General features: G+C 60.2%; 21 protein-coding genes. 4 read left to right on the forward strand and 17 right to left on the reverse strand.

Annotation, left to right across the window (positions count from 1 at the left end; translation table 11 throughout):
* The first annotated feature begins 28 nt into the window (after window positions 1-28).
* Window positions 29-1,042 carry an AI-2E family transporter gene (locus KGB24_RS12220; RefSeq protein WP_008038685.1) on the forward strand — a complete coding sequence of 338 codons (1,014 nt, stop codon included), beginning with the start codon at window positions 29-31 and terminating at the stop codon, window positions 1,040-1,042.
* 118 nt (window positions 1,043-1,160) lie between these two features.
* On the opposite strand, the gene KGB24_RS12225 is transcribed toward KGB24_RS12220, so the two are convergent.
* Complete coding sequence (locus KGB24_RS12225; protein WP_008031182.1) at window positions 1,161-2,435, reverse strand: Hsp70 family protein; 1,275 nt, start codon at window positions 2,433-2,435, stop codon at window positions 1,161-1,163.
* A gap of 298 nt (window positions 2,436-2,733) precedes the next feature.
* On the opposite strand from KGB24_RS12225, the gene KGB24_RS12230 reads away from it, so the two are divergent.
* A complete protein-coding gene (locus KGB24_RS12230) occupies window positions 2,734-3,681 on the forward strand; it encodes a DnaJ C-terminal domain-containing protein (protein ID WP_008031184.1) in 948 nt (315 codons plus the stop codon).
* A gap of 23 nt (window positions 3,682-3,704) precedes the next feature.
* Window positions 3,705-4,010, forward strand: coding sequence for a chaperone modulator CbpM (locus KGB24_RS12235; RefSeq protein ID WP_223414911.1), 306 nt, complete (start codon window positions 3,705-3,707; stop codon window positions 4,008-4,010).
* Between the two features lie 94 nt (window positions 4,011-4,104).
* Here KGB24_RS12235 and KGB24_RS12240 read toward each other — a convergent pair whose 3' ends face one another.
* Window positions 4,105-5,226 carry a sensor histidine kinase gene (locus KGB24_RS12240; protein ID WP_223414914.1) on the reverse strand — a complete coding sequence of 374 codons (1,122 nt, stop codon included), beginning with the start codon at window positions 5,224-5,226 and terminating at the stop codon, window positions 4,105-4,107.
* 236 nt (window positions 5,227-5,462) lie between these two features.
* Here KGB24_RS12240 and KGB24_RS12245 point away from each other — a divergent pair, with 236 nt between their 5' ends.
* A complete protein-coding gene (locus KGB24_RS12245; protein ID WP_223414917.1) occupies window positions 5,463-10,745 on the forward strand; it encodes a dermonecrotic toxin domain-containing protein in 5,283 nt (1,760 codons plus the stop codon).
* 54 nt (window positions 10,746-10,799) lie between these two features.
* Here the strand turns inward: KGB24_RS12245 and ureC are convergent, their stop codons facing one another.
* The 15 genes from ureC to KGB24_RS12320 all read right to left on the reverse strand — a co-directional run bounded on the left by ureC (window position 10,800) and on the right by KGB24_RS12320 (window position 26,298).
* A complete protein-coding gene (gene ureC, locus KGB24_RS12250; protein ID WP_008031192.1) occupies window positions 10,800-12,500 on the reverse strand; it encodes an urease subunit alpha in 1,701 nt (566 codons plus the stop codon).
* Window positions 12,501-12,668: 168 nt separating this feature from the next.
* Window positions 12,669-12,974, reverse strand: coding sequence for an urease subunit beta (locus tag KGB24_RS12255; protein WP_223414918.1), 306 nt, complete (start codon window positions 12,972-12,974; stop codon window positions 12,669-12,671).
* Window positions 12,974-13,507, reverse strand: coding sequence for a GNAT family N-acetyltransferase (locus KGB24_RS12260; RefSeq protein WP_008038693.1), 534 nt, complete (start codon window positions 13,505-13,507; stop codon window positions 12,974-12,976). Before KGB24_RS12260 ends, KGB24_RS12255 begins: the two co-directional genes overlap by 1 nt.
* Before the next feature lie 6 nt (window positions 13,508-13,513).
* The gene (locus KGB24_RS12265) at window positions 13,514-14,047 is read right to left on the reverse strand and encodes a GNAT family N-acetyltransferase (RefSeq protein WP_223414919.1); all 534 of its coding nucleotides are present in this window, start codon (window positions 14,045-14,047) and stop codon (window positions 13,514-13,516) included.
* 9 nt (window positions 14,048-14,056) lie between these two features.
* On the reverse strand, window positions 14,057-14,359 hold the full coding sequence (gene ureA, locus KGB24_RS12270) for an urease subunit gamma (protein WP_223414921.1): 303 nt from the start codon (window positions 14,357-14,359) through the stop codon (window positions 14,057-14,059).
* A 143-nt stretch (window positions 14,360-14,502) separates the two neighbouring features.
* Window positions 14,503-15,342, reverse strand: coding sequence for an urease accessory protein UreD (locus KGB24_RS12275; protein ID WP_223414922.1), 840 nt, complete (start codon window positions 15,340-15,342; stop codon window positions 14,503-14,505).
* 30 nt (window positions 15,343-15,372) lie between these two features.
* Window positions 15,373-16,071 carry an urea ABC transporter ATP-binding subunit UrtE gene (gene urtE / locus KGB24_RS12280; protein ID WP_008031204.1) on the reverse strand — a complete coding sequence of 233 codons (699 nt, stop codon included), beginning with the start codon at window positions 16,069-16,071 and terminating at the stop codon, window positions 15,373-15,375.
* A 121-nt stretch (window positions 16,072-16,192) separates the two neighbouring features.
* On the reverse strand, window positions 16,193-17,062 hold the full coding sequence (gene urtD, locus KGB24_RS12285) for an urea ABC transporter ATP-binding protein UrtD (RefSeq protein ID WP_008038696.1): 870 nt from the start codon (window positions 17,060-17,062) through the stop codon (window positions 16,193-16,195).
* Window positions 17,059-18,138, reverse strand: a complete 1,080-nt coding sequence (urtC, locus tag KGB24_RS12290; protein WP_223414923.1) for an urea ABC transporter permease subunit UrtC — start codon at window positions 18,136-18,138, stop codon at window positions 17,059-17,061. The genes urtD and urtC overlap by 4 nt, the downstream gene beginning before the upstream one ends.
* The gene (gene urtB / locus KGB24_RS12295) at window positions 18,138-19,640 is read right to left on the reverse strand and encodes an urea ABC transporter permease subunit UrtB (RefSeq protein ID WP_223414925.1); all 1,503 of its coding nucleotides are present in this window, start codon (window positions 19,638-19,640) and stop codon (window positions 18,138-18,140) included. The genes urtC and urtB overlap by 1 nt, the downstream gene beginning before the upstream one ends.
* Before the next feature lie 175 nt (window positions 19,641-19,815).
* Window positions 19,816-21,081 (reverse strand): urea ABC transporter substrate-binding protein, encoded by a 1,266-nt coding sequence (urtA, locus tag KGB24_RS12300; RefSeq protein ID WP_008031211.1) that lies wholly within the window; start codon window positions 21,079-21,081, stop codon window positions 19,816-19,818.
* A gap of 240 nt (window positions 21,082-21,321) precedes the next feature.
* Entirely contained in the window at window positions 21,322-22,332 is a 1,011-nt protein-coding gene (locus tag KGB24_RS12305) for a FecCD family ABC transporter permease (protein ID WP_008031214.1), read from the reverse strand.
* Window positions 22,329-23,276, reverse strand: a complete 948-nt coding sequence (locus tag KGB24_RS12310) for an ABC transporter substrate-binding protein (RefSeq protein ID WP_223414927.1) — start codon at window positions 23,274-23,276, stop codon at window positions 22,329-22,331. The genes KGB24_RS12305 and KGB24_RS12310 overlap by 4 nt, the downstream gene beginning before the upstream one ends.
* A complete protein-coding gene (locus KGB24_RS12315; protein WP_223414928.1) occupies window positions 23,273-24,061 on the reverse strand; it encodes an ABC transporter ATP-binding protein in 789 nt (262 codons plus the stop codon). The genes KGB24_RS12310 and KGB24_RS12315 overlap by 4 nt, the downstream gene beginning before the upstream one ends.
* A 116-nt stretch (window positions 24,062-24,177) precedes the next feature.
* Entirely contained in the window at window positions 24,178-26,298 is a 2,121-nt protein-coding gene (locus KGB24_RS12320; RefSeq protein WP_223414929.1) for a TonB-dependent receptor, read from the reverse strand.
* Window positions 26,299-26,399 lie beyond the last annotated feature (101 nt).

Raw genomic sequence — 26,399 nt, forward strand, 5'->3', positions numbered from 1 at the left:
CCTTTTACGCCGTTCGTTTTGAGGCTGTATGCCAACGTTTTCTCAACGCCAAGTCTTGCTGCTCATCAGTTGGGTCATCATCTTTGGTGGTTTGCTGCTGGTGATTCCGTTGCGCTTGCTGCCAAGCCTTCTGGCCGGTCTGCTGGTGTTCGAACTGGTCAACATGCTCACCCCGCAATTGCAGCGACTAATCGAAGGTCGGCGTGCGCGCTGGCTGGCGGTGGCGTTACTGGGGACGTTGGTGGTCAGTGTGCTGACGCTGATCTTTGCCGGTGCCTTCAGTTTCCTGCTGCATGAGGCGGAAAACCCCGGCGCTTCCCTCGATAAATTCATGCTCGTGGTCGACCGTGCTCGCGGTCAGTTGCCGCCGTTCATCGACGCCTACCTGCCGGCCAGCGCCGCCGAGTTTCGCGTGGCGATTGGCGAGTGGATGAGCAAACACCTCAGCGACCTGCAACTGGTGGGCAAGGACGCGGCGCACATGTTCGTGACGTTGCTGATCGGCATGGTGCTCGGCGCGATCATCGCCCTGCAACGGGTGCCGGACCTGACCAAGCGCAAGCCGCTGGCTGCTGCATTGTTTGATCGCTTGCACCTGCTGGTCCAGGCGTTCCGCAACATCGTGTTCGCACAGATCAAGATTTCCCTGCTCAACACCTTCTTCACCGGGATTTTCCTGGCGGTGGTCCTGCCGATGTTTGGCATCAAACTACCGCTGACCAAAACCCTGATCGTGCTGACCTTCCTGCTCGGCCTGTTGCCGGTGATCGGCAACCTGATGTCGAACACGCTGATCACCATCGTCGGCTTGTCGCTGTCGATCTGGGTGGCGGTGGCCGCGCTGGGTTATCTGATTGTTATCCACAAGCTCGAATACTTCCTCAACGCGCGCATTGTCGGCGGGCAGATCAGTGCCAAGTCGTGGGAGTTGCTGTTGGCGATGCTGGTGTTCGAGGCCGCGTTCGGCCTGCCGGGGGTGGTGGCGGGGCCGATTTATTACGCGTATTTGAAGAGTGAGTTGAAGCAGGTTGGGATGGTTTGATCCGGTCGATATGTATTGCCTGAATTGACGCTTTCGCGGGCAAGCCTCGCTCCTACAGAATCAATGCAATCCCTGTAGGAGCGAGGCTTGCCCGCGAAGGACGCGACTCGGTTCTGGATCAGTCCATCGGCCCATAACGCTTGGCCGCTTCAATCGCCAAACCACTGCCGATGCTGCCAAAGATGTTGCCTTCCACATGCCGCGCATTCGGCAACATCGCCGAGACGCTGTTGCGCAATGCCGGAATCCCGCTCGAACCACCGGTGAAGAACACCGTATCCACCTGATCGACCCGCACGTCGGCGTCGTTCAGCATCTGGGTCACGCTGTTGCGCACGCGCTCCAGCAGGTTGTCGATGGCCGATTCAAACAACGCGCGGCTCAACTCCACGCTCAGGCCCGGCTCGATGCGGTCTAGCGGCACATGGCGGCTGTCAGCGTGGGTCAGCTGGATCTTGGTTTCTTCCACTTCCATCGCCAGCCAGTGCCCGGCGCGTTGCTCGATCAGCTTGAACAGACGGTCGATGCCGCCAGTGTCTTCGATGTCGTAGCGCATGCTGCCCAGGGCCAGGGTCGACTTCTGCGAATACACCGAGTTTATGGTGTGCCAGGTCGCCAGGTTCATGTGGTGGCTGGTCGGCATGTAGGCACCGCTTTTCATCCGGCTGCCGTAGCCGAACAGTGGCATCAGGCCTTGCAGGCTCAACTGCTTGTCGAAATCGGTCCCGCCAATATGCACGCCGCCGGTGGCGAGGATGTCCTCGTGACGGTTGTCGTGGTTGCGGCGTTCAGGAGACAGGCGCACCAGCGAGAAGTCAGACGTACCACCGCCGATGTCGACGATCAGTACCAACTCTTCCTTTTCGATGGTCGACTCATAGTCGAACGCTGCCGCAATCGGCTCGTACTGGAACGACACATCCTTGAAGCCGATGGCGCGGGCCACGTCCACCAAGGTGTTTTCCGCTTCCTGGTCAGCCATTTCGTCGTCATCGACGAAGAACACCGGACGACCCAGCACCACTTCGTCGAACTCGCGACCAGCGGCGGTTTCGGCACGTTTCTTCAGCTGACCGATGAACAACCCGAGCAGGTCCTTGAACGGCATCGCTGTGCCGAGAACGCTGGTGTCGTGCTTGATCAGCTTGGAACCCAGCAGGCTCTTGAGCGAGCGCATCAGTCGGCCTTCGTAGCCTTCCAGGTACTCGTGCAGCGCCAATCGGCCGTACACCGGGCGGCGTTCTTCCATATTGAAGAAGACCACCGAGGGCAGGGTGATCTTGTCGTCCTCCAGCGCGATCAGCGTTTCCATGCCGGGGCGCAGCCAGCCGACGGTGGAGTTGGACGTGCCAAAGTCGATACCACAGGCACGGGCTGGAGATGCGTTTTTCATGTCTATCAGGTTCCGGTTAAAAAACGGCCGCGCAGTGTATGCCAGTGCGGCGCAGATTCGAAGGCCGACTATCCGCTAAATCTCGGTAATTAGCGCCTTGATAAGACGGCCCGATGCCCCAAACTTGTCTGCATTGGCCCTGGCAGCCATTGGGATGGTCAAAAGAACCGCCCGCCGCTGCCGATAAACTTCTGATACGCGCCCCGGTCACAATCTTGAGATCGGTCAACCCTGCGGCTGCCAATGAGCGCATGCTGCCGGTGATGGCGCGATTTTGATAATGGATGGTGATTCCACGATGGACTTCAAAGACTATTACAAGATTCTCGGTGTGGAACCGACCGCGGACGATAAGACGATCAAGGCGGCTTATCGCAAGCTGGCGCGCAAATACCACCCCGACGTCAGCAAGGAAAAGGACGCCGAGTCCAAATTCAAGGACGCTTCGGAAGCCTATGAAGCGCTGAAAAGCGCCGACAAGCGCGCCGAATACGACGACTTGCGCAAATACGGCCAGCACGGCCAACCGTTCCAGGGCCCGCCAGGTTGGCAGGGGCGTGGCGGCGGTGGTTTTGGTGGCGGTCAGGACTCGGGCGATTTTTCGGACTTCTTCAGTTCGATCTTCGGTAACCGTGGTCCTGGGTTTGGTGGTGGAGAGTCGCGTCGCAGTGCCGGACGTCGAGGGCAAGACGTGGAAATGGAACTTGGAATTTTTCTGGAAGAAACCCTCTCGAACGAATCGAAGAAGGTCACGTTCCAGGTGCCGCAGTACAACGCTGCCGGCCAGCACGTCAGCAACACCAGCAAAAGCCTGAACGTGAAAATCCCCGCCGGCGTGACCGACGGCGAGCGCATCCGCCTCAAAGGCCAGGGTGCACCGGGCATCGGTGGTGGCGCCAACGGCGACTTGTTCCTGATCATTCGCTTTGCGCCGCATCCGAAGTTCGACGTCGAAGGCGAGGACCTGATCATTACGCTGCCGCTGGCCCCATGGGAATTGGCGTTGGGCACCGAAGTGGCCGTGCCTACACTGACAGGCAAGATCAACCTCAAGGTGCCCGCCGGTAGCCAGAACGGCCAGCGCATGCGTGCCAAGGGCCACGGTTTGCTGAACAAGGCCGGTCAACGCGGTTATCTGTTCGTGCAATTGAAGGCGGTCATGCCAAAAACCTCGAGCGACGAGGTCAAGGCGTTGTGGCAGGAACTGGCGAAAAAAGCCGCATTCGACCCGAGAGAAAACTTCTGATCCAAGAGACGGAGTAGCCCATCATGAGCAACCCCCTGATCGTTCAACTGGACATGGCAGAATTCTGTGAGGCGACCGATTTGTCGGACGTCTACGTGATCGAAATCGTCGAGCACGGCATCCTCGAACCTCAGGGCAAGCAGCCCAAGGATTGGCGTTTCACCGATTATGAGCTGGCGCTGGCCAAGCGTGCCGCGAAACTGCGGCACGACCTGGAGCTGGAGTGGGAAGGCGTCGCCCTGGCGCTGGATTTGCTGGATGAGGTTCAGCAACTGAGGGCGGAGAACCGGATGCTCAAGCAGCGGTTGGCGCGGTTGGTTGTCGAATAGCTGAAGCGAATTCGATTCCTGTAGGAGCCAGCTTGCTGGCGATGGCGTCCGTAAGATCGCCATCGCCAGCAAGCTGGCTCCTACAGATGGCGGTCTATCTGGGCAACACCACGGTAAACAGCGTCCCGTCAGTTTCGTTCGAGCTGACCTCGATCGTCCCGCCGTGCGCATCGACCACTTCCTTGACGATGAACAACCCCAGGCCAAGGCTGGTAGACGGCTGGCCAAGCTCTTCATCGGCGCTGCGTACCAGCGGATCGAAGATCGTACCGATCGCGTCTTCGGGGATCGGCGCTCCAAAGTTATGCACCGTTAGACGAACGGTGTCTGGTTCGCCGGTGAGGGTCACCGTCACATCACGTTTGTTCGACCCATGCTGCAACGCATTGCCGATCAGGTTTTGCAGCAGTTGGGCCAGGCGTCCGGCATCCCACACGCCTGTCGTGTCGCCCTCTGCATGAACCGTCGGATCGCATTCGGGATTACCGGCACAGGCTTCGGCAATCGCTGCGTGGGCGGCATCGGCCAGGTCCATCGGCTTGGGTTCAATTGGCAGGCTCTTGCCCAGGCGACTGCGCACCAACTCCAGCAAATCGCCGACCATCACCGCCATGTGCCGCGCGCCGCGCTTGATGTTGACCGCACAAGCCAAGGCATCGCCTTCAAGCGTGGCTTTGCGCATCAGCAATTCGGTGGACATGCTCACGGCCTGCAAGGGGGCGCGCAGGTCATGGCCGAGAATAGCCAGGAAGATATCCCGCGAATGATTGACCTGTTCGGCATAGGCCGCCGTGGATTCGGCAAGGGCTTCATCGATGGCTTCATTGAAACGGATCATGTCCTGGAAGTAAGCGAGGTCCGGTGATTCCAGGCTGTTGACCCACAACCGGATCACACAGGCGCGCAGGTGACGGAATTCGCTGGTCATCTGCAACAGATCGAAGCCCACGGTGTGGCGCAGTTCACCATGACTGGCGCCGGCTTCATCCAGGCTCGGGGTTTTCTCCACACCTTCGCCCCTGGCCTTGGCGAGTTGCTCGCTGGCGGTTTGCGCGGTGGTCATGTCCCGCGCTGCCGCCAACAGGATTTCCCTGGCGTGATCACGCAAGGCCACTCGATCCATATTTTCTGCCGCCGGGGTAATCGTCCTGGCGAACTGCTCCCATTCATCGACGATACGGTCTACGTGTTGCCTGATGAATTCGGATAAGCGCATGGTCGGTTTCCTGATGGCAATCCGAGGCATCTTAGCCCCTTTGGCACCCCCTAAAAACTACCACTGCGCCGGCGACCATTCTTTGGTGGCCTCAGGGTGTTAATTAAATATTTTTTAGATCCTGAAATTAAATGCATTGTCGGTCTGGTGCGGTTTTCCAAGTGGTTTTTTAATCTTTTGTTTTTAACCGCACTCAATAATCTGGTGGTTCTTTTCATCGCATAAGGATTTGCGAAATGAACGAACTATCGGACGCCCCGGCGTTGCAAGTTATTACCGGGCATGGAAGAAGCAAAGCCAATGTTCATCGTGAATATCTGCTGGGAAAACTGCCTTCGCCGCTAAAAGACGCACCAGTTTCACGATTGCTTGGGATGGCCGATTCGACCGCGGATTTTCCACAGTGGTATCTGAATGCACGCGCCATCGACCGTCAGTACCTCAAGCAACTGACGGATGAGCGCTGGCGCGTTCAGGTCCCGTTGGACGACGCGTTGGAGAATGTACAGCGGGACATTCTTGCCTTTGCCGAACCTTTGCTCGTTAAAGCATTAAAGGGCCAGCTGAATCTGGAAGTGGACGTCAATGCGACGCTCATTCGCCTGTATATCCCGGCAAAACTGGGTTTTGGCATCGATACCAATGCCAGTCGGCTCAGGCAATCGACTTTGCTGGAAGCGGCGCTTCACAATTTCGAGGCGCCTGAAACGCAGGCGGGCGCGATTCGTGATGGCTCCGGCATCTTCACCCGGGACCACGAAAACGAGTTACAGCGGCATGCACTGACGGTCGAACAATTCGCCGCCCTGTGTCGGACGCTTGATATCGGTGCGCACTATCAGCGTCACATCAAGGCAGCACTGATGCCCGAAGATATCGCGGCCAAGGCAATAATCGAGCGGCACTGCATGGCCAGTGAAAAAGCCATCTTCAACGAAGCTGCGCTGATTGCGTATTTGAAAAACGACATCAGTTCCTATGGCTACGGGAAACTTCAGCAAGTTCGTGATAATGAAAAGGGCGTGATGTGGAATCATCGTCCTTTGCAATGCCATCGACTTTCGTTAATGGGCTTCAGGTTGTCCGGCATCCTGTTGTTCAGTGCAGTGGCAGAACCCACTGAAGCTAAAAGAATTTACGACAGTCTGGTTCCCCGGCATCAACGCACACTGATGGAATGGTCCAGAAGTCTGACGCTGCTACCGGGCCAGGAGTTTGAACAGTTCGAATTACTCGAGGCGTTTTTCGCCAATGGCCCCAGCGGTCTTGTCGAAGCCACTTTGCAAAGGGAGGATGGTTTTCAACAAAGCCGTCTCGACGGGACGTTGATCGTTTATGTCCCGGATGATCCTGACCATCCCTTCAAAGAGTATGCGTCGCTCACGGACTTCATGAAGGAGCTGACGAGTCAGTTGCGCTCGCTAGACTATCAACAGTTTTTCAGCCGATTCGTGGCACAAAAAGACCATGGCAAATTCTTTGCCCGGGTTCGCGAGCGTTTCACCACGTTCACCTGGACGCAGCGTGAGCCGCTGGACATGGGGCCGTGGTGGCGAGAGACCGCGGTTGAAAACGCCAACGCAGAGCCCATCACCAACATCATTTCTGGCGATCTCTGGCCGCAAATCGGTCGCTGGCGCAGGGACAAGGCGATTGCGGATGCGCGACACATCGCGGTGCCGACCGACGATGAAGACGCGACCACCCGCTGGAATCGGTTGACCAGCTATCTGAGCATCGGCTGGAACGTGTTCAACTTCGGCGCGATGTTGGTTCCTGGCCTGGGCGAAGCGATGTTGGCGGTCATGGTCGGGCAGATGCTGTTCGAAACCATGGAGGGCATCGAGGAGTGGAGCAAGGGCGACAGGGACGAAGCGGCGGCCCATCTGACCAGTGTCATGATCAATTTTGCGCAACTGGCAATCATGGCGGCGGGGCATGTGTTGCCCGCCGGTGCGGCGGCGTCGGTCAAACCGTCGGCGTTTATCGATCGGTTGCAAAAGGTTGAGTTGCCTGACGGCAAGACACGTCTCTGGAAGCCGGACCTGTCGCCCTACGCCCATGACCTGATGTTGCCCAAAACGGCGACCCCAGGTGAACAGGGGCTGTTCCGGCACAGCGAAAAAACCATCCTGAAGCATGAAAACAAATACTTCGAAGTCAGAAACGACCCACTCACGGGCCAGCCACGCCTGCAACATCCGGATCGGCCGCAGGCGTATCAGCCCACACTCGAACACGACGGTGCGGGTGTGTGGAAGACCGAGCTCGACCGACCCGTCGAGTGGGACAAAGTCACGCTCATGCGACGTCTGGGGCTGGCGGTTGAGGATTTGTCCGAGGCCACACTGGAGCAGATTCGTATCGCCAGCGGTGTCGAGGAAGACCTGTTGCGCCGGCTGCATGTCGTCAACGAACCACCGCCCGCGCTGCTGACCGACACGATCGAACGCTTCAAGACCTGGGCTGATGTGCAAAAGCTGCCCGGGCAGATAGTGCTCGATGAGGTTCCCGAAGCGTTCATCGAGCAGGTGCCCCGTTTGCTGGTGGAACTGCCGGGCTGGCCTGAGCAAAAAAGCATCGAGCTTTTTGACGGCGCCGGACAGTCGGGCCGCTCGATCAAGTACGGCAATCTCGACGCATCGCCGGCCAATACGCTGAAGATAAGCCGTGCCGAGGTCAGTGCCGGAAAACTTCCGGAGCTGGCCGTGAAGTTTGTCAATGAAGCCGACATCCATACGTTGTTCGGACAGGGCATTTCCACTGACGAGCGCATCCGCATCGACGCCTTGAAAAACAAGCTAGCGGGGCGGGCAGGCAGTCATCCGGGACCTTTGTTTGACGCGCTCAATCGCCGTTTGCAGCAGACAGACAACCGGCAAGTGCGGGTGCTCCAGGACGCTTTCAGCAACCTCCCGACGGTAATCGCCCGTGAGTTGCTGGCCGACATCGAACCGCAGGACTTGCTCACTATCACCGAGTCTTCGCGCATTCCCTTGCAGCTCAGAGAACGCACGCGGCTGGCCTTGCGCACGTTACGCGCCGCACGCGCTTACGAAGGGCTTTTCCTCGATGTCGCGTACGGGGTCGATAGCGAGCGATTGGCGTTGCACTCGTTGCAAGCGCTGCCCGACTGGCCCGCAAACGTGCGCATCGAAATCCGTGAGTCTTCATTCGATGGTCCGTTGCGCGACAGTGTTGGCCCGGCAGATGCCGCCGTGCGCCGAATCCTTGTCAGCGAGGACGGTCAGTACCAGGCCCGCGATGCTGATGATCTGCATCTGCATGGGGCCGATGACCTCTATGCGTCTGTGTTGCATGCCCTGCCTGATGCTGAGCGCAACGCGCTGGGGTACCAGATCAATCAAGGCGCGACACTTAAGCGCGCCATTCAAAAAACGCCATTGCCACGGGACAGGTTCAACGCGCTTCTGACGGATAACCCTGTTCGAAAACCCGCGTACGATCCAGCCACGATGCGTCTGCGTGGGGGCATGCGCGGGATGGCTCAAGGTCTGCGTCGAGTTCAGGGGCAAATAACGCCGCAAGAGCGGGTCCGCGTCGTTCGCCCCGGATGGACGGAGGCCGAAGCGCAGTCCTATCTGCAAGCGGGGGGCAGCGACGTCAGTCTTGAGCAGAGGGCGAGCGATCTCGAAGCGGAATTCAATCGGTTGAACACCAATTTCCAACGCTGGCTGAAATCACCGACCGAGGCATTCCGCTTTACGTCCGCCGGCATCGCCGAATGGCAGTCCAGAAACGCGGTGTACAAAGCGGTCAGGGAATGTTGGCAGCACACAGGCTTGCGCGATGTGGATTCGTACGGCGAGCTGCGAGGCGTCGTGCTCGATCTCGAGAACCTGCCGCTGGGGCGGCATCTGCGCACGATGCCCGCACTGGAGGGCAACTTCGATCACGTCACTCGCCTCAATCTGACCCTGACCGAATTGACCGACGCACAAGTTTCCTTGCTCGATCATTTCCCGCGATTGCGCTCGCTTAACATCAACGGTAATGCGCTCACCCGACTTCCTCGTGCCATCGGCCGCATGCGCGCGCTGACGGAGCTGAACCTGCGCGCAAACCGCATTGTCCTGGATGCGCAAGGCGTCGCAGACCTGCGCAACCTGACCCGGCTTCAGATCCTGGACTTGCACAGCAATCCTCTGGGGCAGGTTCCGGATATTGGCAGCATGCGCATGTTGCATACGCTGATCCTGGCCGATACCGGCATTCGGACGTGGCCGGACGGGTTGTTCGCGCAGCCACGCTTCCGGCATTTTTACCTGGACATGCAGCGCAACGAAATCACCTACGTGCCCATGGTCACGCGTGGCTCGGTCCAGGCGGAATTGCTGGCGCGCACGGTGTTGAGCCGGGAAACGGATTTTTTGCCGGCCTTCAATCTGCAGACGCTCAGGGAGTACATCGCGTCCGTCGGCATGGACCCCGACCGACCCTATCCACCTCGCGGCGTGCGCGACAGTCTGGACTGGGAAACTGGCATGACCCGGCCGGAATGGGTGACCAAACAGGAGGTCTGGAACAGCGTCGAGGATGAGATCGGTTCGGTCGGTTTTTTCAACGAGATTCGCAAACTCACTGAATCGGGGCATTTCAAGCACGACCCCGGGTTTCGGGTCGACATGACCGCCAAGGTCTGGCGAATGCTCGATGCGATGTCGAAAAATACCGAGCTGCGGCAAAAACTCTTCACCCTGACCACCGTACCCACCGCGTGCGTCGATGCTGGTGCGCAGCTGTTCAACGCCATGGGGATGGAGGTGTTGATTCATGAAGCCTATGAACTGGCAAATCCCGCGCTGGTAGAGGGTGAACTGGTGTCGCTGGCGCAGGGCAAGTCACGTCTGGATGAACTGAGCCGGATCGCGCGCAAAACGATTTCCGAGCGCGAGGCGATGGGTGAGGAATTCAGGCGCGTCAATGCGACGGGCGAGGTCACCGGCACGATTGATGAGGTTGAAGTTCACCTGGCATTCATGACGGATCTTGCCGACCGGTTAGACCTACCCTGGCAGTCGCGAAAAATGCAGTTCAGAAAAATCTCCGGCGTCACGAGCGCGATGATCGAAGATGCACTCCATCGTGTACTGAACCTTGAGGCGGGTGAATTGCTCGACGATTTGCTCATCGAGCAGCCGTTCTGGTCATCCTATGTCGAGGGTTCCAACCGGGGGGCTATCAAGGGTTTCAGACGCCGGATTGAAGCCACGATTGAGTTCTGCTCAGCGCTTGAAAAACGCGCAACCGACACAACGCTTTCCCTTGAGCAAAAGGCACAGTTGAAGGAAGAGCTCAGGGTGCTCGGCGCTGAGTTGAACAAACCGGAAAGTGAGTTTGCGCCGGGACGGGTCATGACCGAAGCGGAATACGCCGCCGAACTGGAAGTCATCGACGAAGACAAGAAAGCCTTTATCAAAACGTTCACACGCCAGGCGATCGAACGGGCAAAACTGCAACGGGTAGAAATCCCTTTCGCGGTACAGCCGAACAGTTGATCGCTTCTGTTTTACACCGGAGCCAGGCACGCCAGGCTCCAGTGATTTGGCCGATTAAAACAGGAAGTAACGCTGGGCCATCGGCAGCACATCCGCTGGCTCGCACCAAAGCAGAACGCCGTCGGCCTTGACCTGATACGTCTGCGGGTCGACATCGATACTCGGCAGGTAGTCGTTGTGGATCAAGTCGGTTTTCTGCACGTCGCGGCAGCCTTTGACCACAGCGATTTTCTTCTTCAAACCCAGCGCTTCGGGAAGTCCTGCCTCCTGCGCCGCCTGGCTGATGAACGTCAGGCTGGTGGCGTGCAACGAGCCGCCGTAGCTGGCGAACATCGGGCGGTAGTGCACCGGTTGCGGCGTCGGAATCGAGGCGTTGGCATCACCCATCAGGCTGGCCGCAATGGCCCCGCCCTTGAGGATCAACGTTGGTTTTACCCCGAAAAACGCGGGGCGCCACAGCACCAGATCCGCCCATTTGCCCACTTCGATTGAGCCCACTTCATGGCTGATGCCGTGGGTGATCGCCGGGTTGATGGTGTACTTGGCGATGTAACGTTTGGCGCGGAAGTTGTCGTTGCCTTCGCCATCGCCCGGCAGTGGGCCGCGCTGTTTTTTCATCTTGTCGGCGGTCTGCCAGGTGCGCGTAATGACTTCACCGACCCGGCCCATGGCCTGGCTGTCGGAGCTGATCATCGAGAACGCGCCGAGGTCGTGGAGGATGTCTTCGGCGGCAATCGTTTCGCGGCGGATGCGGCTTTCGGCGAAGGCCACGTCTTCGGCAATGCTCGGGTCCAGGTGATGGCAGACCATCAGCATGTCGAGGTGTTCGTCGATGGTGTTGCGGGTGAAGGGCCGGGTCGGGTTGGTCGAGCTTGGCAGCACGTTGGTAAAACCACAGGCCTTGATGATGTCCGGTGCATGGCCGCCACCCGCGCCTTCGGTGTGATAGGTGTGGATGGTGCGGCCCTTGAAGGCGGCGAGGGTGGTTTCGACGAAGCCGGATTCGTTGAGGGTGTCGGTGTGGATCGCCACCTGCACATCGTACTGGTCGGCCACCGTCAGGCAGTTGTCGATACTCGCCGGGGTGGTGCCCCAGTCTTCGTGCAACTTGAGGCCGATGGCGCCGGCCTTGACCTGCTCGATCAACGGCTCCGGCAGGCTGGCGTTGCCTTTGCCCGTCAGGCCGATGTTCATCGGGAAGGCGTCCGCCGCTTGAAGCATCCGCGCCAGGTGCCACGGCCCGGAGGTGCAAGTGGTGGCGTTGGTCCCGGTGGCCGGGCCGGTGCCGCCGCCGATCATGGTGGTGACGCCACTCATCAGCGCCTCTTCGATCTGCTGTGGGCAGATGAAGTGGATGTGGGTGTCGATGCCGCCGGCGGTGAGGATCATGCCTTCGCCGGCGATCACTTCGGTGCTGGCGCCGATGGCGATGGTGACGTTCGGTTGCACGTCCGGGTTGCCGGCCTTGCCGATGCCGGCGACGCGCCCGTCCTTGAGGCCAACGTCGGCTTTGACGATGCCCCAGTGGTCGATGATCAGCGCGTTGGTGATCACCGTGTCGACGACTTCAGCGGCCAGCAGCTGGCTTTGGCCCTGGCCGTCGCGGATGACTTTGCCGCCGCCGAATTTCACTTCTTCGCCGTAAGTGGTGAAGTCTTTTTCCACCTCGATCCACAGCTCGGTGTCGGCCAGACGGACCTTGTCACCGACGGTGGGACCGAACATGTCGGCGTAGGCTTGACGGGAAATCTTCATTCGTTCGCCTTGAGATTCAATTGGATTCGAGATCGCTCGCGGTGCTCGCTATCGCCGGCAAGCCGGCTCCTACAAATGAATTGCACCCGCCGCAGAATGTGGGGTGGAATGCGATCCCCTGTAGGAGCTGGCTTGCCAGCGATGGGGTCAGTGCAAACGACGTATTACTTACAGGTCACCCATGACCCGCCCGGAAAACCCGAACACCCGGCGATGCCCGGCCAGGTCAACCAGCTCGACCTCGCGGCTCTGCCCCGGTTCGAAGCGCACGGCGGTGCCGGCGGGGATGTTCAGGCGCATGCCGCGACTGGCGGCGCGGTCGAAAGTCAGGGCGTCGTTGGTTTCGAAAAAATGGTAGTGCGAGCCGACCTGGATCGGCCGGTCGCCACTGTTGGCGACTTTCAGGCTGACGGTGCGGCGGCCGACGTTGAGTTCGATGTCGCCGGGCTGGATCTGGTATTCACCGGGAATCATCAATGGGCTCCTTGGAGAATCTTGTAGTAGAGGGCGGTCGGCTTGTAACGACCGCTCGGGTCGCAGGCGTAGTCGGGAATTTCTCCCGCACGGGTGTAGCCCAGGGCCTTGTAGAAATCCTCGGCCGGGGAACCGGCTTCGGTGTCGAGGTAAAGCATGCCGCGCTTGTGCTGGAGCGCGGCCTGTTCCAGGGCGTTCATCAATTGTTGGCCCAACCCGCGGCGGCGCGCGTGTTCACGCACCAGCAGCTTCTGCACTTCGGCGCGGTTCAGGCCGTTGGCTTTCTGGCACAAGGTCAGTTGCACACTGGCCTGCACTTGCTCGTCCTTGACCACCACCCACAGCAGCACGTTGCCCTTGTTCAACTCCTCTTGAACGCCATCGAACCAGGCGCGTGCCTGTGTGGCATCCAGATCGGCCATGAACCCGACACTGGCGCCATAGCTGACAGCGTCGAGCAGCAGATCAATCAAACCCTGACGATAGTGCGCAAAGCTTTCAACATTGACGCGGCGCAGTTGGGCGGCGTTCATCGGGCATTACTCCTTGCTGGCGGGCGGCGGTTCAGCGCCAGGATTGAGGGTCAGTTGCATGAAGGTCAGGTCCAGCCAGCGGCCGAACTTGGTGCCCACCTGCGGCATCTGCCCGGTGATCACGAAGCCGACGCGTTCATGCAGGCGGATGGAAGCGGCATTGCCGCTTTCGATAGCGGCGACCATCACATGCTTGTCACAGCCTTTGGCGCGCTCGATCAACATGTCCATCAATTGCGGACCCAGTCCATTGCCGCGTTGATCGCTGCGTACGTAGACCGAGTGCTCGACGGTGTGGCGGAAACCGTCGAACGGTCGCCAGTCACCGAATGAAGCGTAGCCGAGTACGTTGTTATCGCCGTCGACGATCACCAGGATCGGATAGCGCTGGGCTTGCCGGGCGCTGAACCAGGCCTGGCGGTTGCCCAGGTCCACGGCCTGTTCGTTCCAGATCGCCGTGGTATTGAGCACGGCGTCGTTGTAGATGTCGCGGATTGCCGGCAGATCGGCGTGCACCGCATCGCGGATGTGGTAATTCATGGCGCGGCCTCAGGTGATGGGTTGGTGGACGGTGACCAGTTTGGTGCCGTCGGGGAAGGTGGCTTCGACCTGGATCTCCGGGATCATTTCCGGGATGCCTTCCATCACTTGTTCGCGGCTGAGCAGGGTGGTGCCGAAGTGCATCAGCTCGGCCACGGTCTGGCCGTCACGCGCGCCTTCGAGCAGCGCTGCGGAGATGTAGGCCATGGCTTCCGGGTAATTGAGTTTCACGCCGCGCGCCAAACGCCGCTCGGCCACGAGGCCGGCGGTGAAGATCAGCAGCTTGTCTTTTTCGCGTGGGGTCAGGTCCATCGTTTGGAATCCATAATCGGCAGATTAAAAAAATTCGACTCTGTAAATACATAACCCTGTAGGAGCGAGGCTTGCCCGCGAAGAGGACCTTGAGGCCGCCAAAAGCTTCGCGGGCAAGCCTCGCTCCTACAGGGGGATTGTGTTCAGGTGCTCCATATTCTGGGTGGGACGGCTTCTCGACCGAGCAACGCAGGCCTGAGCAATCGCCACAAATCAATCAACCAGCCTCGCGCCAACAGCGCCTCGCTGGCCAGGCACCGAGCCACCAACAGGCCCGGCAACTGGGTCAAATCCCCGCGCACGTCATTGGGCAGCGAGCGACAGGTTTCCAGCAGTTCACTGTCAATCTCCCCCGTCACCAACAACGTCGCAAACACCGGTTGCCCATCCAGGCCAATCGGCGAATCGAGCAACCCGTCATCCCCGACAATGCGCTGGCGTTCGTGCCAGAGCAACTGGCCGTCGCGGCGGATATCCAGCTGCGCCTGAAAATGCCCGAGGTCGAAGCGCTCGCCACTGGCCGGCCGGCCCAGCGCCACCACGTCCCAGTAGAACAGCCGCGCATCACCTTCCAGATCAATGGCGGTGCGCAGTTCGGCTTGAGCGGCGCTGAAGATAATTGTCTCTTGTGGCAACCATTCGAGGGTCGCACCTGCGGCCACTTTCAGATCAAGTGTCTGATAAGCCGGTCCTGCCGCGCGATACCACTTGGCCGCGCCGGGGCTGGTGATTTGTGCCCACGCATCGCGGCCAACGCTGGCGCTGATGTCCAGCCGATCACCGCCGGCAATCCCGCCGGGCGGATGCACGATGATGTGCTGGCAAACCTCGGGCCCCTCGGCGTACAGATGCTTTTGCACCCGCAACGGCCCTTTATGCCGACGCTGAACCGGGCGCGTGGTGTCGCCGAATCGGGCATAGCCCAGTTCCAGCTCGGCGTGCCAGCTAGGCGTGAACAGCGTTGTGTGGGCAGGTAAATTCATGATGTCTAATTATCGTTAGGACGCTACAGATTAGATCGTAACCAAGCCACGCACACCCTCGGCTTCCATATTTTCGCCGCGCCCCTGCTGCACGATCTCGCCACGGGACATCACCAGGTATTGATCGGCCAGTTCAGCAGCGAAATCGTAGAACTGCTCCACCAGCAGAATCGCCATGTCGCCGCGCGCCGCAAGCTTCTTGATGACCGCGCCGATCTCCTTGATCACCGACGGCTGGATACCCTCGGTCGGCTCGTCGAGGATCAGCAACCGAGGGCGGCTGGCCAGCGCCCGGCCGATTGCCAGTTGCTGCTGTTGGCCACCGGACAGGTCACCACCGCGTCGTTGCTTCATTTGCAGCAACACCGGAAACAGCTCGTAGATGAACGCCGGGACTTCTTTCGCTTCGCTGCCCGGAAACCGCGACAGGCCCATCAGCAGATTTTCCTCCACCGTCAGCCGACCGAAAATCTCCCGGCCCTGAGGCACGTAAGCGATCCCTGCATGCACCCGCTGATGCGGCTTGAACGTGGTGATCGGTTTACCTTCCCAGTTCACCGCGCCTTCTTTGGCCGGCAGCAAACCCATCAGGCATTTGAGCAGCGTGGTCTTGCCCACACCGTTGCGCCCGAGCAGGCAGGTGACTTCGCCGACCTTCACGTCAAACGTCAGGCCGCGCAGGATGTGGCTACCGCCGTAGTACTGGTGCAGCTTGTCGACTTGCAGCATTTCTGAAATCTCCTCAATCCCTGTAGGAGCGAGGCTTGCCCGCGAAGGGGACCTCAAGGCCGCCAAAAGCTTCGCGGGCAAGCCTCGCTCCTACAAAAAGCAAATAAGCGAAAAGCCACAATCAGCGACCGAGGTACACCTCGATCACCCGCTCGTTATCCTGCACCTGCTCCAGCGACCCTTCGGCCAGCACGCTGCCCTGATGCAACACGGTGACGTGGTCGGCAATCGAGCCGACAAACCCCATGTCGTGTTCCACCACCATCAGCGAATGCTTGCCCGCCAGGCTCTTGAACAGCTCGGCGGTGAATTCGGTTTCGGCATCGGTCATGCCCGCCACGGGTTCGTCGAGCAGCAGCAATTGCGGGTCTTGCATCAACAACATGCCGATCTCCAGAAACTGCTTCTGCCCGTGGGACAACAAGCCCGCCGGGCGATTGACCGAGGTGGTCAGGCGAATGGTTTCCAGCACTTCGCTGATGCGATCTTTCTGTTCGCCACTCAGGCGAGCCCGAAGGCTGGCCCACACCGACTTGTCGGTTTTCTGCGCCAGTTCGAGGTTTTCAAACACGCTCAGCGCTTCAAACACCGTCGGCTTCTGAAACTTGCGCCCGATGCCGGCCTGAGCAATTTGCACTTCGCTCATCTGCGTCAGATCGAGGGTTTCACCGAACCAGGCTTTGCCATGGCTGGGGCGCGTCTTGCCGGTGATCACGTCCATCAGCGTGGTTTTGCCCGCACCGTTGGGACCGATGATGCAGCGCAATTCGCCGACGCCGATGTACAGGTTCAAATCGTTCAGTGCCTTGAAACCATCGAAGCTGACGCTGATATCTTCCAGGGTCAGGATGGTGCCGTGGCGGGTATTCAGGCCGGGGCCGACGCGTTGCCCGAGGCCGATGGCGTCGCGGCTGGTGCCGGCGTCCTTGTTCGGCTGCGGTGGATAGAAGGCCGGCTCGAGCATGAATTCAGCCGTCGCAGTCACTCTCATTGGTCACCCCTTTTCTTCAGCAGGCCGATCACGCCTTTGGGCAGGTACAAGGTCACGACGATGAACAGCGCGCCGAGGAAGAACAGCCAGTATTCGGGGAACGCCACGGTGAACCAGCTCTTCATGCCGTTGACCACGCCAGCGCCCAGCAACGGGCCGATCAGCGTGCCGCGACCACCGAGCGCGACCCAGACGGCGGCCTCGATGGAGTTGGTCGGCGACATTTCGCTCGGGTTGATGATGCCGACTTGCGGCACGTACAGCGCCCCCGCGAGACCGCACAACACGGCGCTCAAGACCCAGACAAATAGCTTGAATCCGCGTGGGTCGTAGCCGCAGAACATCAAGCGATTTTCGGCATCGCGCAGGGCGGTCAGCACTCGGCCGAATTTGCTCTGCGCCAGGCGCCAGCCGATGAACAGGCTTGCCACCAGCAACAGCACCGTGGCGAAAAACAACACCGCGCGCGTCCCCGGTTCGGTGATGCCAAAGCCAAGAATGGTGCGGAAGTTGGTGAAGCCATTGTTGCCGCCAAACCCGGTTTCGTTGCGAAAAAACAGGAGCATCCCGGCGAAGGTCAGGGCCTGGGTCATGATCGAGAAATACACGCCTTTGATCCGCGAGCGGAAGGCAAAGAAGCCGAATATCAGCGCCAGCAATCCAGGCGCCAACACCACCAGGCACATCGACCAGAGGAAGCTGCTGGTGCCGGTCCAGTACCACGGCAATTCGGTCCACGACAGGAAGGTCATGAACGCCGGCAAGGCATCGCCCGAGGCCTGGCGCATCAGGTACATGCCCATCGCATAACCGCCAAGGGCGAAGAACAGACCGTGACCGAGGGACAGCAGGCCGGCGTAACCCCAGACCAGATCGAGGGCGAGGGCGACGATGGCGTAGCAAAGAATCTTGCCCACCAGGGTCAGCGTGTAGGCCGAGACATGGAAGGCGCTGTCGGGCGACAACAGCGACAGCAGCGGCAACGTCAACAGCAAAACAAGGATCACCGCACCGACGGCAATCGTGACTTTGGGGCCGGCCTTTTGGCTGGCCGTGAGCATCAGAGGCTGGTTCATCAGTCGATCACCCGTCCTTTCAGTGCGAAGAGGCCTTGCGGACGTTTCTGGATGAACAGAATGATCAACGCGAGGATCAGGATCTTGCCGAGTACGGCGCCGATCTGCGGTTCGAGAATCTTGTTGGCGATGCCCAGCCCGAACGCGGCGAGCACGCTACCGGCCAACTGCCCGACGCCGCCGAGCACCACCACCAGGAACGAGTCGATGATGTAGCTCTGGCCGAGGTCCGGGCCGACGTTGCCGATCTGACTCAGCGCCACGCCGCCAAGGCCGGCGATGCCCGAGCCGAGGCCGAAGGCGAGCATGTCCACGCGCCCGGTGGGCACGCCGCAGCAGGCGGCCATGTTGCGGTTCTGGGTGACGGCGCGCACGTTCAGGCCCAGGCGTGTCTTGTTCAACAGCAGCCAGGTCAGCACCACCACGAACAGAGCGAAGGCGATGATCACGATGCGGTTGTACGGCAGCACCAGGTTCGGCAACACCTGAATCCCACCCGACAACCATGCCGGGTTGGCGACTTCGACGTTCTGTGCGCCGAACACCAATCGGACAAGCTGGATCAGCATCAGGCTGATACCCCACGTGGCGAGCAGGGTCTCCAGTGGGCGGCCGTAGAGGTGGCGAATCACCGTGCGTTCCAGCGCCATGCCAATCGCCGCCGTGACGAAAAACGCCACCGGCAACGCGATCAATGGATAGAACTCGATGGCTTGCGGGGCAAAGCGCTGGAACAGCAACTGCACGACGTAGGTCGAGTAAGCGCCGAGCATCAGCATCTCACCGTGGGCCATGTTGATCACGCCGAGCAGGCCGAAAGTGATCGCCAGCCCGAGCGCCGCGAGCAGCAGGATCGAACCGAGGGACATGCCACTGAAGGCCTGGCCGAGCATCTCGCCGATCAGCAGTTTGCGTTTGACTTGGGCCAGGCTGGTTTCGGCAGCCGTGCGCACATTGGCGTCGGCTTCGACACCTGGCTCCAGCAAACTCTCCAGTCGAGTGCGAGCCAGTGGATCGCCGGTTTCACCGAGCAGGCGCACAGCGGCAAGGCGTACGGCCGGGTCGGTGTCCACCAGTTGCAGGTTGGCCAGCGCGAGGCTGAGCGCGGCGTGAACGTTTTCCTCGTGTTCGCCAGCCAGTTGCTGGTCGAGGAATTTCAGCTGCGCCGGTTTTGCGCTTTTCTGCAATTGCTGCGCGGCGGCCAGACGGGTTTTGGCGTCGGTGGCGAGCAATTGATGGCTGGCCAGTGCGGTGTCGATCAGACCCCGCAGGCGATTGTTCAGGCGCAAGGTTTTCGGTTGGCCGTCGACCGTCAACTCGCCTTGTTGCAGGGCGTTGATCAGCTCGACACGAACCGGATCGGGCTGCGCGGCCCAGGATTCCAGCAGTTTTGCTTGCTGCACAGGGTTGGCGGCGACGAAGTCTTCGGCGTCGCCGGCATGCGCGGCCATCGGCAGCATCAGAGCGAGGGCGAAGATGAAACGGTAAAGGGCAGTGGGCATATCAAATGTCCTGGTGATACGCGGACCCTGTAGGAGCCGGCTTGCTGGCGATAGCGTCGGCACATTCGGCACATTCGGCACATCGGCGCCTGACAAGCCGCCATCGCCAGCAAGCCGGCTCCTACAGGTGATGTGTCGGGCCCGGGCTTGGCGCACGAGCCCGACATCCAGTGGCTTAGTTGCTCTTCACCGCATACTCCGGCTTCTTGTCGTTGCCAGGAATGAACGGGCTCCACGGCTGGGCACGGATCGGGCCTTCGGTCTGCCACACCACGTTGAACTGACCGTCCGCCTGGATCTCGCCGATCATCACCGGCTTGTGCAGGTGGTGGTTGGTCTTGTCCATGGTCAGGGTGTAACCGGACGGCGCGGCAAAGGTCTGGCCAGCGAGGGCTTCGCGGACTTTGTCGACGTCGGTGGACTTGGCTTTCTCCGCCGCTTGCGCCCACATGTGGATGCCGACGTAGGTGGCTTCCATCGGGTCGTTGGTCACCGCTTTGTCGGCGCCCGGCAGGTTGTGTTTCTTCGCGTAGGCTTTCCAGTCGGCGACGAATTTCTTGTTCGCCGGGTTCTCCACCGACTCAAAGTAGTTCCACGCCGCGAGGTTGCCCACCAGCGGTTTGGTGTCGATGCCGCGCAGTTCTTCTTCACCCACCGAGAACGCCACGACGGGAACGTCGGTGGCTTTCAGGCCCTGGTTGGCCAGCTCTTTATAGAACGGCACGTTGGAGTCGCCATTGACCGTGGAGATGACCGCAGTCTTGCCACCGGCCGAGAATTTCTTGATGTTGGCGACGATGGTTTGATAGTCGCTGTGACCGAACGGGGTGTAGACCTCTTCGATGTCCTTGTCCGCCACACCTTTGGAGTGCAGGAACGAGCGCAGGATCTTGTTGGTGGTGCGCGGGTAGACGTAGTCGGTGCCGAGCAGGAAGTAACGCTTGGCTGCGCCGCCTTCTTCGCTCATCAAGTATTCCACGGCCGGGATCGCCTGTTGGTTCGGCGCGGCGCCGGTGTAGAACACGTTCGGCGACATCTCTTCGCCTTCGTACTGCACCGGGTAGAACAGCAGGCCGTTGAGCTCTTCGAACACCGGCAGCACCGACTTACGCGACACCGAGGTCCAGCAACCGAACACTACGGCGACCTTGTCCTGGGTCAGCAACTGACGACCCTTTTCCGCGAACAGCGGCCAGTTCGACGCCGGGTCGACCACCACCGGTTCCAGCATCTTGCCATTCACGCCGCCCTTGGCGTTGATCTCGTCGATGGTCATCAACGCCATGTCTTTGAGGGACGTTTCGGAGATCGCCATGGTGCCGGACAACGAATGCAGAATACCGACCTTGATGGTCTCGGCGGCCTGGACAGTCCAGGTCATGCCCATCGCGGCAATGCTTGCCGTGAGTGTAAAAGCCTTGATCAAGCTGCGACGCTTCATTGTGCGATCTCCATGAACTTATGAGTTTTCTTGGTTGGCAGATGCGGACTACTGAAGGCTGTTTTGCAAGGGCTGTGCCCGGTCGGAAAAAGGCAGGGAAATGTCGTATTAGAGCGGTTGCGCGGTTGGGGTGGCGCACCATGAAGGATCGCGGCTGGCGCGTTGGTGCGAGGAGATGCGCCACATTGGGGCGAAGTATCGCGGTCCACGCTCCTACAGGAACGTGGACCGCTGGATGAATTATCGGCGGCGCATGAGGCCGATGAAGAACAGGCCGCCGATGGCAGCGGTGGCGACGCCAATGGGCAGGTCTTCGGGAGCGATCAGCGTTCGAGCGGCGACATCAACCCACACGAGAAAAATGCTCCCCAGCAATACACATACCGGCAGCAATCGCCGATGTTCGGCCCCGACCAGTCGCCGCGCAATGTGCGGCACCATCAGCCCGACAAACCCGATGGAGCCACTGATCGATACCAGCACGCCCGTCATCAGCGACGCAATCAAAAACACCCGCAACCGCACGGTGCGGGCATTGAGCCCAAGGGTCACGGCCGTTTGTTCGCCGGCCATCAACGCATTCAACGGCCGCGCCATGCCAAGCAACAAAACCAGCCCGAGCAAAACACTGGCGGCCGGCACCGCGAGCAATTCCCAGCGTGCCAATCCAAGTCCGCCGAGCATCCAGAACATCACCGCCGAACTGGCGCGGTGATCGCCGAGAAACAGCAGCAGATTGGCGATGGCCATCATCACGAACGATACCGCCACACCGCACAGCAGCAGCCGATCACTGTCCAGGCGACCGTTGCGGTTGGCGATCATCAGCACGATCAGCATGCTCAGTAGCGCGCCAATAAATGCGGCAATCGGCAACGTCAGCAGGCCGACGATTTCACCGACATGCAGCACCACGATCACCGCGCCGAGGGTGGCGCCGGAGGTCACGCCGAGCAGGTGCGGATCGGCCAGCGGATTGCGCGTCACCGCTTGCAGCACCGCGCCGATCAGCGCCAGGCCGGCACCGACCAAGGCGCCAAGCAACATGCGCGGCACGCGGATCAGCCACACGATGTGTTCCTGCCCGGCCGTCCAGCTCACCTCGCCAAAACCGAACACCTTGTGCAGCAAAATTCGCCACACCACGTCCACCGGCACCCGCGCCGGGCCGAAGCCCAGCGACACCACGCACGACACCAGCAACAACGCGCCGAGGGCAATCAGCAACAGGGCGTAGCGACGATTGATCATTCGCCGTGGAAACCTTTGGCCAGGGTTTCAACCGCCAGCACGTTGTCGATCCCCGGCGTGGCCTGCACATACGGAATGACGATGAAGCGCTGGTTCTTGATTGCGTCAACCGATTGCAGCGCCTTGTTATCGAGCAGGAATTGCGTCTTCTGTTCAGCAGTAACTTCACCGTAATCGACGATCACGATCACCTGCGGATTGCGCTCGACCACGTTCTCCCAATTCACGCGAGTCCAGCTCGCTTCGACGTCATCCAGAATGTTGCGCCCGCCCGCGGCGTCGATCAGCGCTTGCGGCATGCCCAGGCGACCCGAGGTCATGGCGCGGTCTTCGCCACTGTCGTAGAGGAACACCCGGGGTTTGTCCGTCGGCAGATCCTTGCGCACATCAGCGACTTGCGCCTGCATGTCGGCGATCAATGCATTGGCGCGATCCTGCACGTCGAAGATTTTGCCGAGGTTGCGCAGGTCGTTGTAGGTGTCCTCCAGGCTGGCCGGTGGACGCTTCATCACGAAGGCGCAGGACTCGGTCAGCTCATAGACGTTGATGCCCAGCGGTTGCAAGGTTTGCGGCGTGAGATCACCGCCCACGCGCATGCCGTAATCCCAACCGGCGAAGAAGAAATCGACGTTGGCGTTGAGCAGGGTTTCCACTGAAGGGTATTTGGCCGCCAGCTCCGGCAGGCCGTCGAGGATGGCCTGCATCTGGGGCGTGACCGACTTCCAGCCACTGACACCGCTGTAGCCGGCCATGCTCGGTTTGAGGCCGAGGGCGAGCATCATCTGCGTCATGTTGATGTCGTGGCTGACCGCGTGTTTCGGCGCTTGCGCGAAGGTCACATCGCGGTTGCAGCTCTGGATCGTCAGCGGATATTTCGTTGCTTCGGCAAACGCTTGGCTACTGCCCAGCAACAGAGCAACGCACAGCAGGGAACGCAAAGTCATGGTTGGGTTATCCAGGTGATTCGTGGGTAGCCGTGCAAAGGGTGTTCATCGATCAGCGCTTCGACGCCGAACACATCACGCAGCAGCGGGGCGGTCAGGACTTGTTTTGGTGTGCCGCTGGCGACGATGCGGCCGTGATTGAGCACGTACAGCCGATCACAGAAAGCAGCGGCGAGATTGAGGTCGTGGATGCTCGCCAGGGTGCCGATCCGCAGTCGTTTGACCAGTTGCAGTAACTCAAGCTGATAGCGCGGGTCGAGGTGGTTGGTCGGCTCGTCAAGGATCAGCACTTGCGGTTGCTGGGCCAGGGCGCGGGCGAGGATCACGCGTTGTTTTTCGCCGCCGGAGAGCGTGGCGAAAGCGTGGTCTTCGAAACCGTTGAGGCCGACGGATTCCAGTGCTTGCATCGCGAGATTCCGGTCTTCGAGGGTGTCGCCGTCGAACAGGCCTTTGTGCGGTGTACGGCCCATGGCGACCACTTCATCGACGGTCAGGCCGAAGGCGTCGGGGATTTCCTGCAGCACCACGGCGATGCGTTGCGCGCACCAGCGCGAGGATTGTTTCCAGACGTTGTGGTGGTCGAGCCGGATCTCACCGTTTTCCGGTTTGCTGAAGCGATAGGCGCACCGCAGCAGGCTGGTCTTGCCGCTGCCGTTAGGGCCGATCAACCCGACAAACTCACCGGCGGCCACGTGCAACGAGGCATCACGCAGTTGGAACTGGTGATGACAGTGGCCGTGGCCCAGGGGTGTCCAGGCGAGGTTGGTGAGGTTCAGCGAGGTCATGCAATTACTCGGAGATTTGCGGTGATGCGGATGACGCTTTCGCGAGCAGGCTCGCTCCCACATTGGAATGCGATCAAATGTGGGAGCGAGCCTGCTCGCGATGGTAGCGACACGGTTTAAAACTGATAATCAGCTGTGACAAAGAACGAACGCGGCTCCCCCAGGATCCACTGCTGCCCCTCATTGTATTGGCTTTGCGCATACTGGCGGTCAAACAGATTGTTCACCTGCAACCCCAGCGTCGTATTGCGCAGCGCTTTCCATGACAACGTGGCATCGACGACGGTGTAGCTCGGCAGCTCGTTCTGGTTGGCCATGTCGGCATAACGCGCGTCGACGTAACGTACGCCAGCCCCGGCCTTCAGGTCCTCATTGAGTGCTTTGCTCAGCCACAGATTTGCCGTACGCCTAGGCACATCCACCGGACGATTGCCGTTGCGCGACACCGGCACGCCACCGACCACTTCTTCGAAATCGTCGTACTTCGCTTTGACGATGGCCGCGTTGGCCTGCAGTTGCCAGGCGTGTGGCAGTTGCAGATCGAGGCTGGCTTCCAGGCCATTGGACGATTGTTGGCCGACCTGCTGTTTGAGCGTCGGGTTGCCCGGATCGTCGGTCAGCAGTTTCTTTTTGACGATGCGATAAGCCGCCAGCGTCCACTCGCCGCGTTGATCCCAGAACATCTGCTTCACGCCGATCTCGGTCTGTTTCGCCGTGGCCAGGTCATATTGCTGCTGGCTCGGGCTCAGGGAAATCAAGCCGCCGACACCGTCGGTGCTGGTGGCGTACTGACCGTAGAACGAAGTGTCCGGGGTCACGGCGAACACCAACCCGGCCTTCCAGTTGTTGCCGGTCAGGGTCTTGTCGCTCTGGCTGCCATCGACCAGGTTATCGCGATCGACGTGCACGTAGTCGCGACGCACACCGGTCACCAGCGACCAGCGCTCGCTCAACTGCGTGCGGTTTTCGGCGAAGGCCGACATCTGTTTGGTGGTGCTCTGGAACTGGTCGCGATACGGATTGGCACTTTCAAAACGGCCACGTTGCGGATGATACAAATCGATCGGCTGGCCATCGGGCAACACGTCATTGAACGGCGAGTTGCTGTCGAGCTGGAAGCGGATGCGGTTGTAATCGACACCGGTCACGGTCTGGCTGTCGAGGCCGAACAGTGAGTGCTTGAAGGTGAAGGTCTGACGGTCGCCGACCTGCTCCTGCCGGTGGCCGATGCCGAAATAGCCGCTGCGGCTGAGCTGCTGTGCGTTGCGGTCGAAGTTGTAGTTTTCGGCGTTCTGCCAGCGGCGCTGGGCCTTGAGGTAATACAGCTCGTTGCTCGAACTGACGTTATCGGAAATTTGCCAGTCGCTGGTCAGGCGCGTCCATTGATCGTTGTAGTGCTGCTTGTCGTTGCTGACGTTGTAGTTCTTGTCGCGCAGACCTTCGTGGAAGCGGCCGTTGATCAATGGCGTGCCGAAGTAGTTCATCGGGTTCTGGTCGCCGTAATCGTGGGCGAGGGTGAATGCCAGATCGTCCGTGGCCTGCCAGCGCAGGGCCGCGCTGACGAAGTCGCTGGAGGAATCGCCGCGATCGACCCAACCGTTGCTGCGCAGGCGATTGAGGTTCAAGCGATAACTCAGGGTATCGCTCAGCGAACCGCCGCTGTCGAACGCTTGTTGCTGACTGTCGTAAGAGCCGTAACCGAGACGCACGTGGTTTTCGATCTCGCCTTCTAAGGGCTTTTTCGGGATCACGTTGACCACCGCACCCGTCGCGCCTTCGCCGTACAACACCGAAGCCGGGCCGCGCAGCACATCGACGCGCTCCACCGACCAGGTGTCGACCGGGAAGGTCACGGTGCCCATGCCGGTGTACATCCGGTTGCCGTCATACAACTGCATCACCGAGTTTTGCCCGGTAAAGCCTCGTGCGGACAACGAGGTTCCGCCGTCGCCCGGCGTGCCGGTGCGGCTGATCCCGGTGCTGCGCGAGGCAGCGTCCTGCACGCTGCGGTCACCGCGCGCGCGGATCTGTTCGCCAGTCAGGCTTTCCACACTGGCGGGTGTTTCCAGTGCCGTGAGGTTCAGGCGCGAACCGGCGGTGGTCGGCGTGTTGAGGTTGACGGTTTCGTCGTCAACGGCCGGTGCGGTGATGGTGCCGGCGGGCAGCGTCAAGGATTGCGCGTGGGCGTTGTTGTTCAGGGCGAGCAGGCAGAGGCCGGACAAGAGGTACTTGTTCATCGGGTGGGTGACACTTCTTCCAAAAGAAAACCCGCAGCAATGGCTGCGGGTTGGGCGGTGCATTTGCGTTATACAGTAACACTAAAAATGACCGTGCGATA

It is taken from the genome of Pseudomonas sp. BF-RE-25 (assembly GCF_019956105.1).
GTDB classification, from domain to species: domain Bacteria; phylum Pseudomonadota; class Gammaproteobacteria; order Pseudomonadales; family Pseudomonadaceae; genus Aquipseudomonas; species Aquipseudomonas migulae.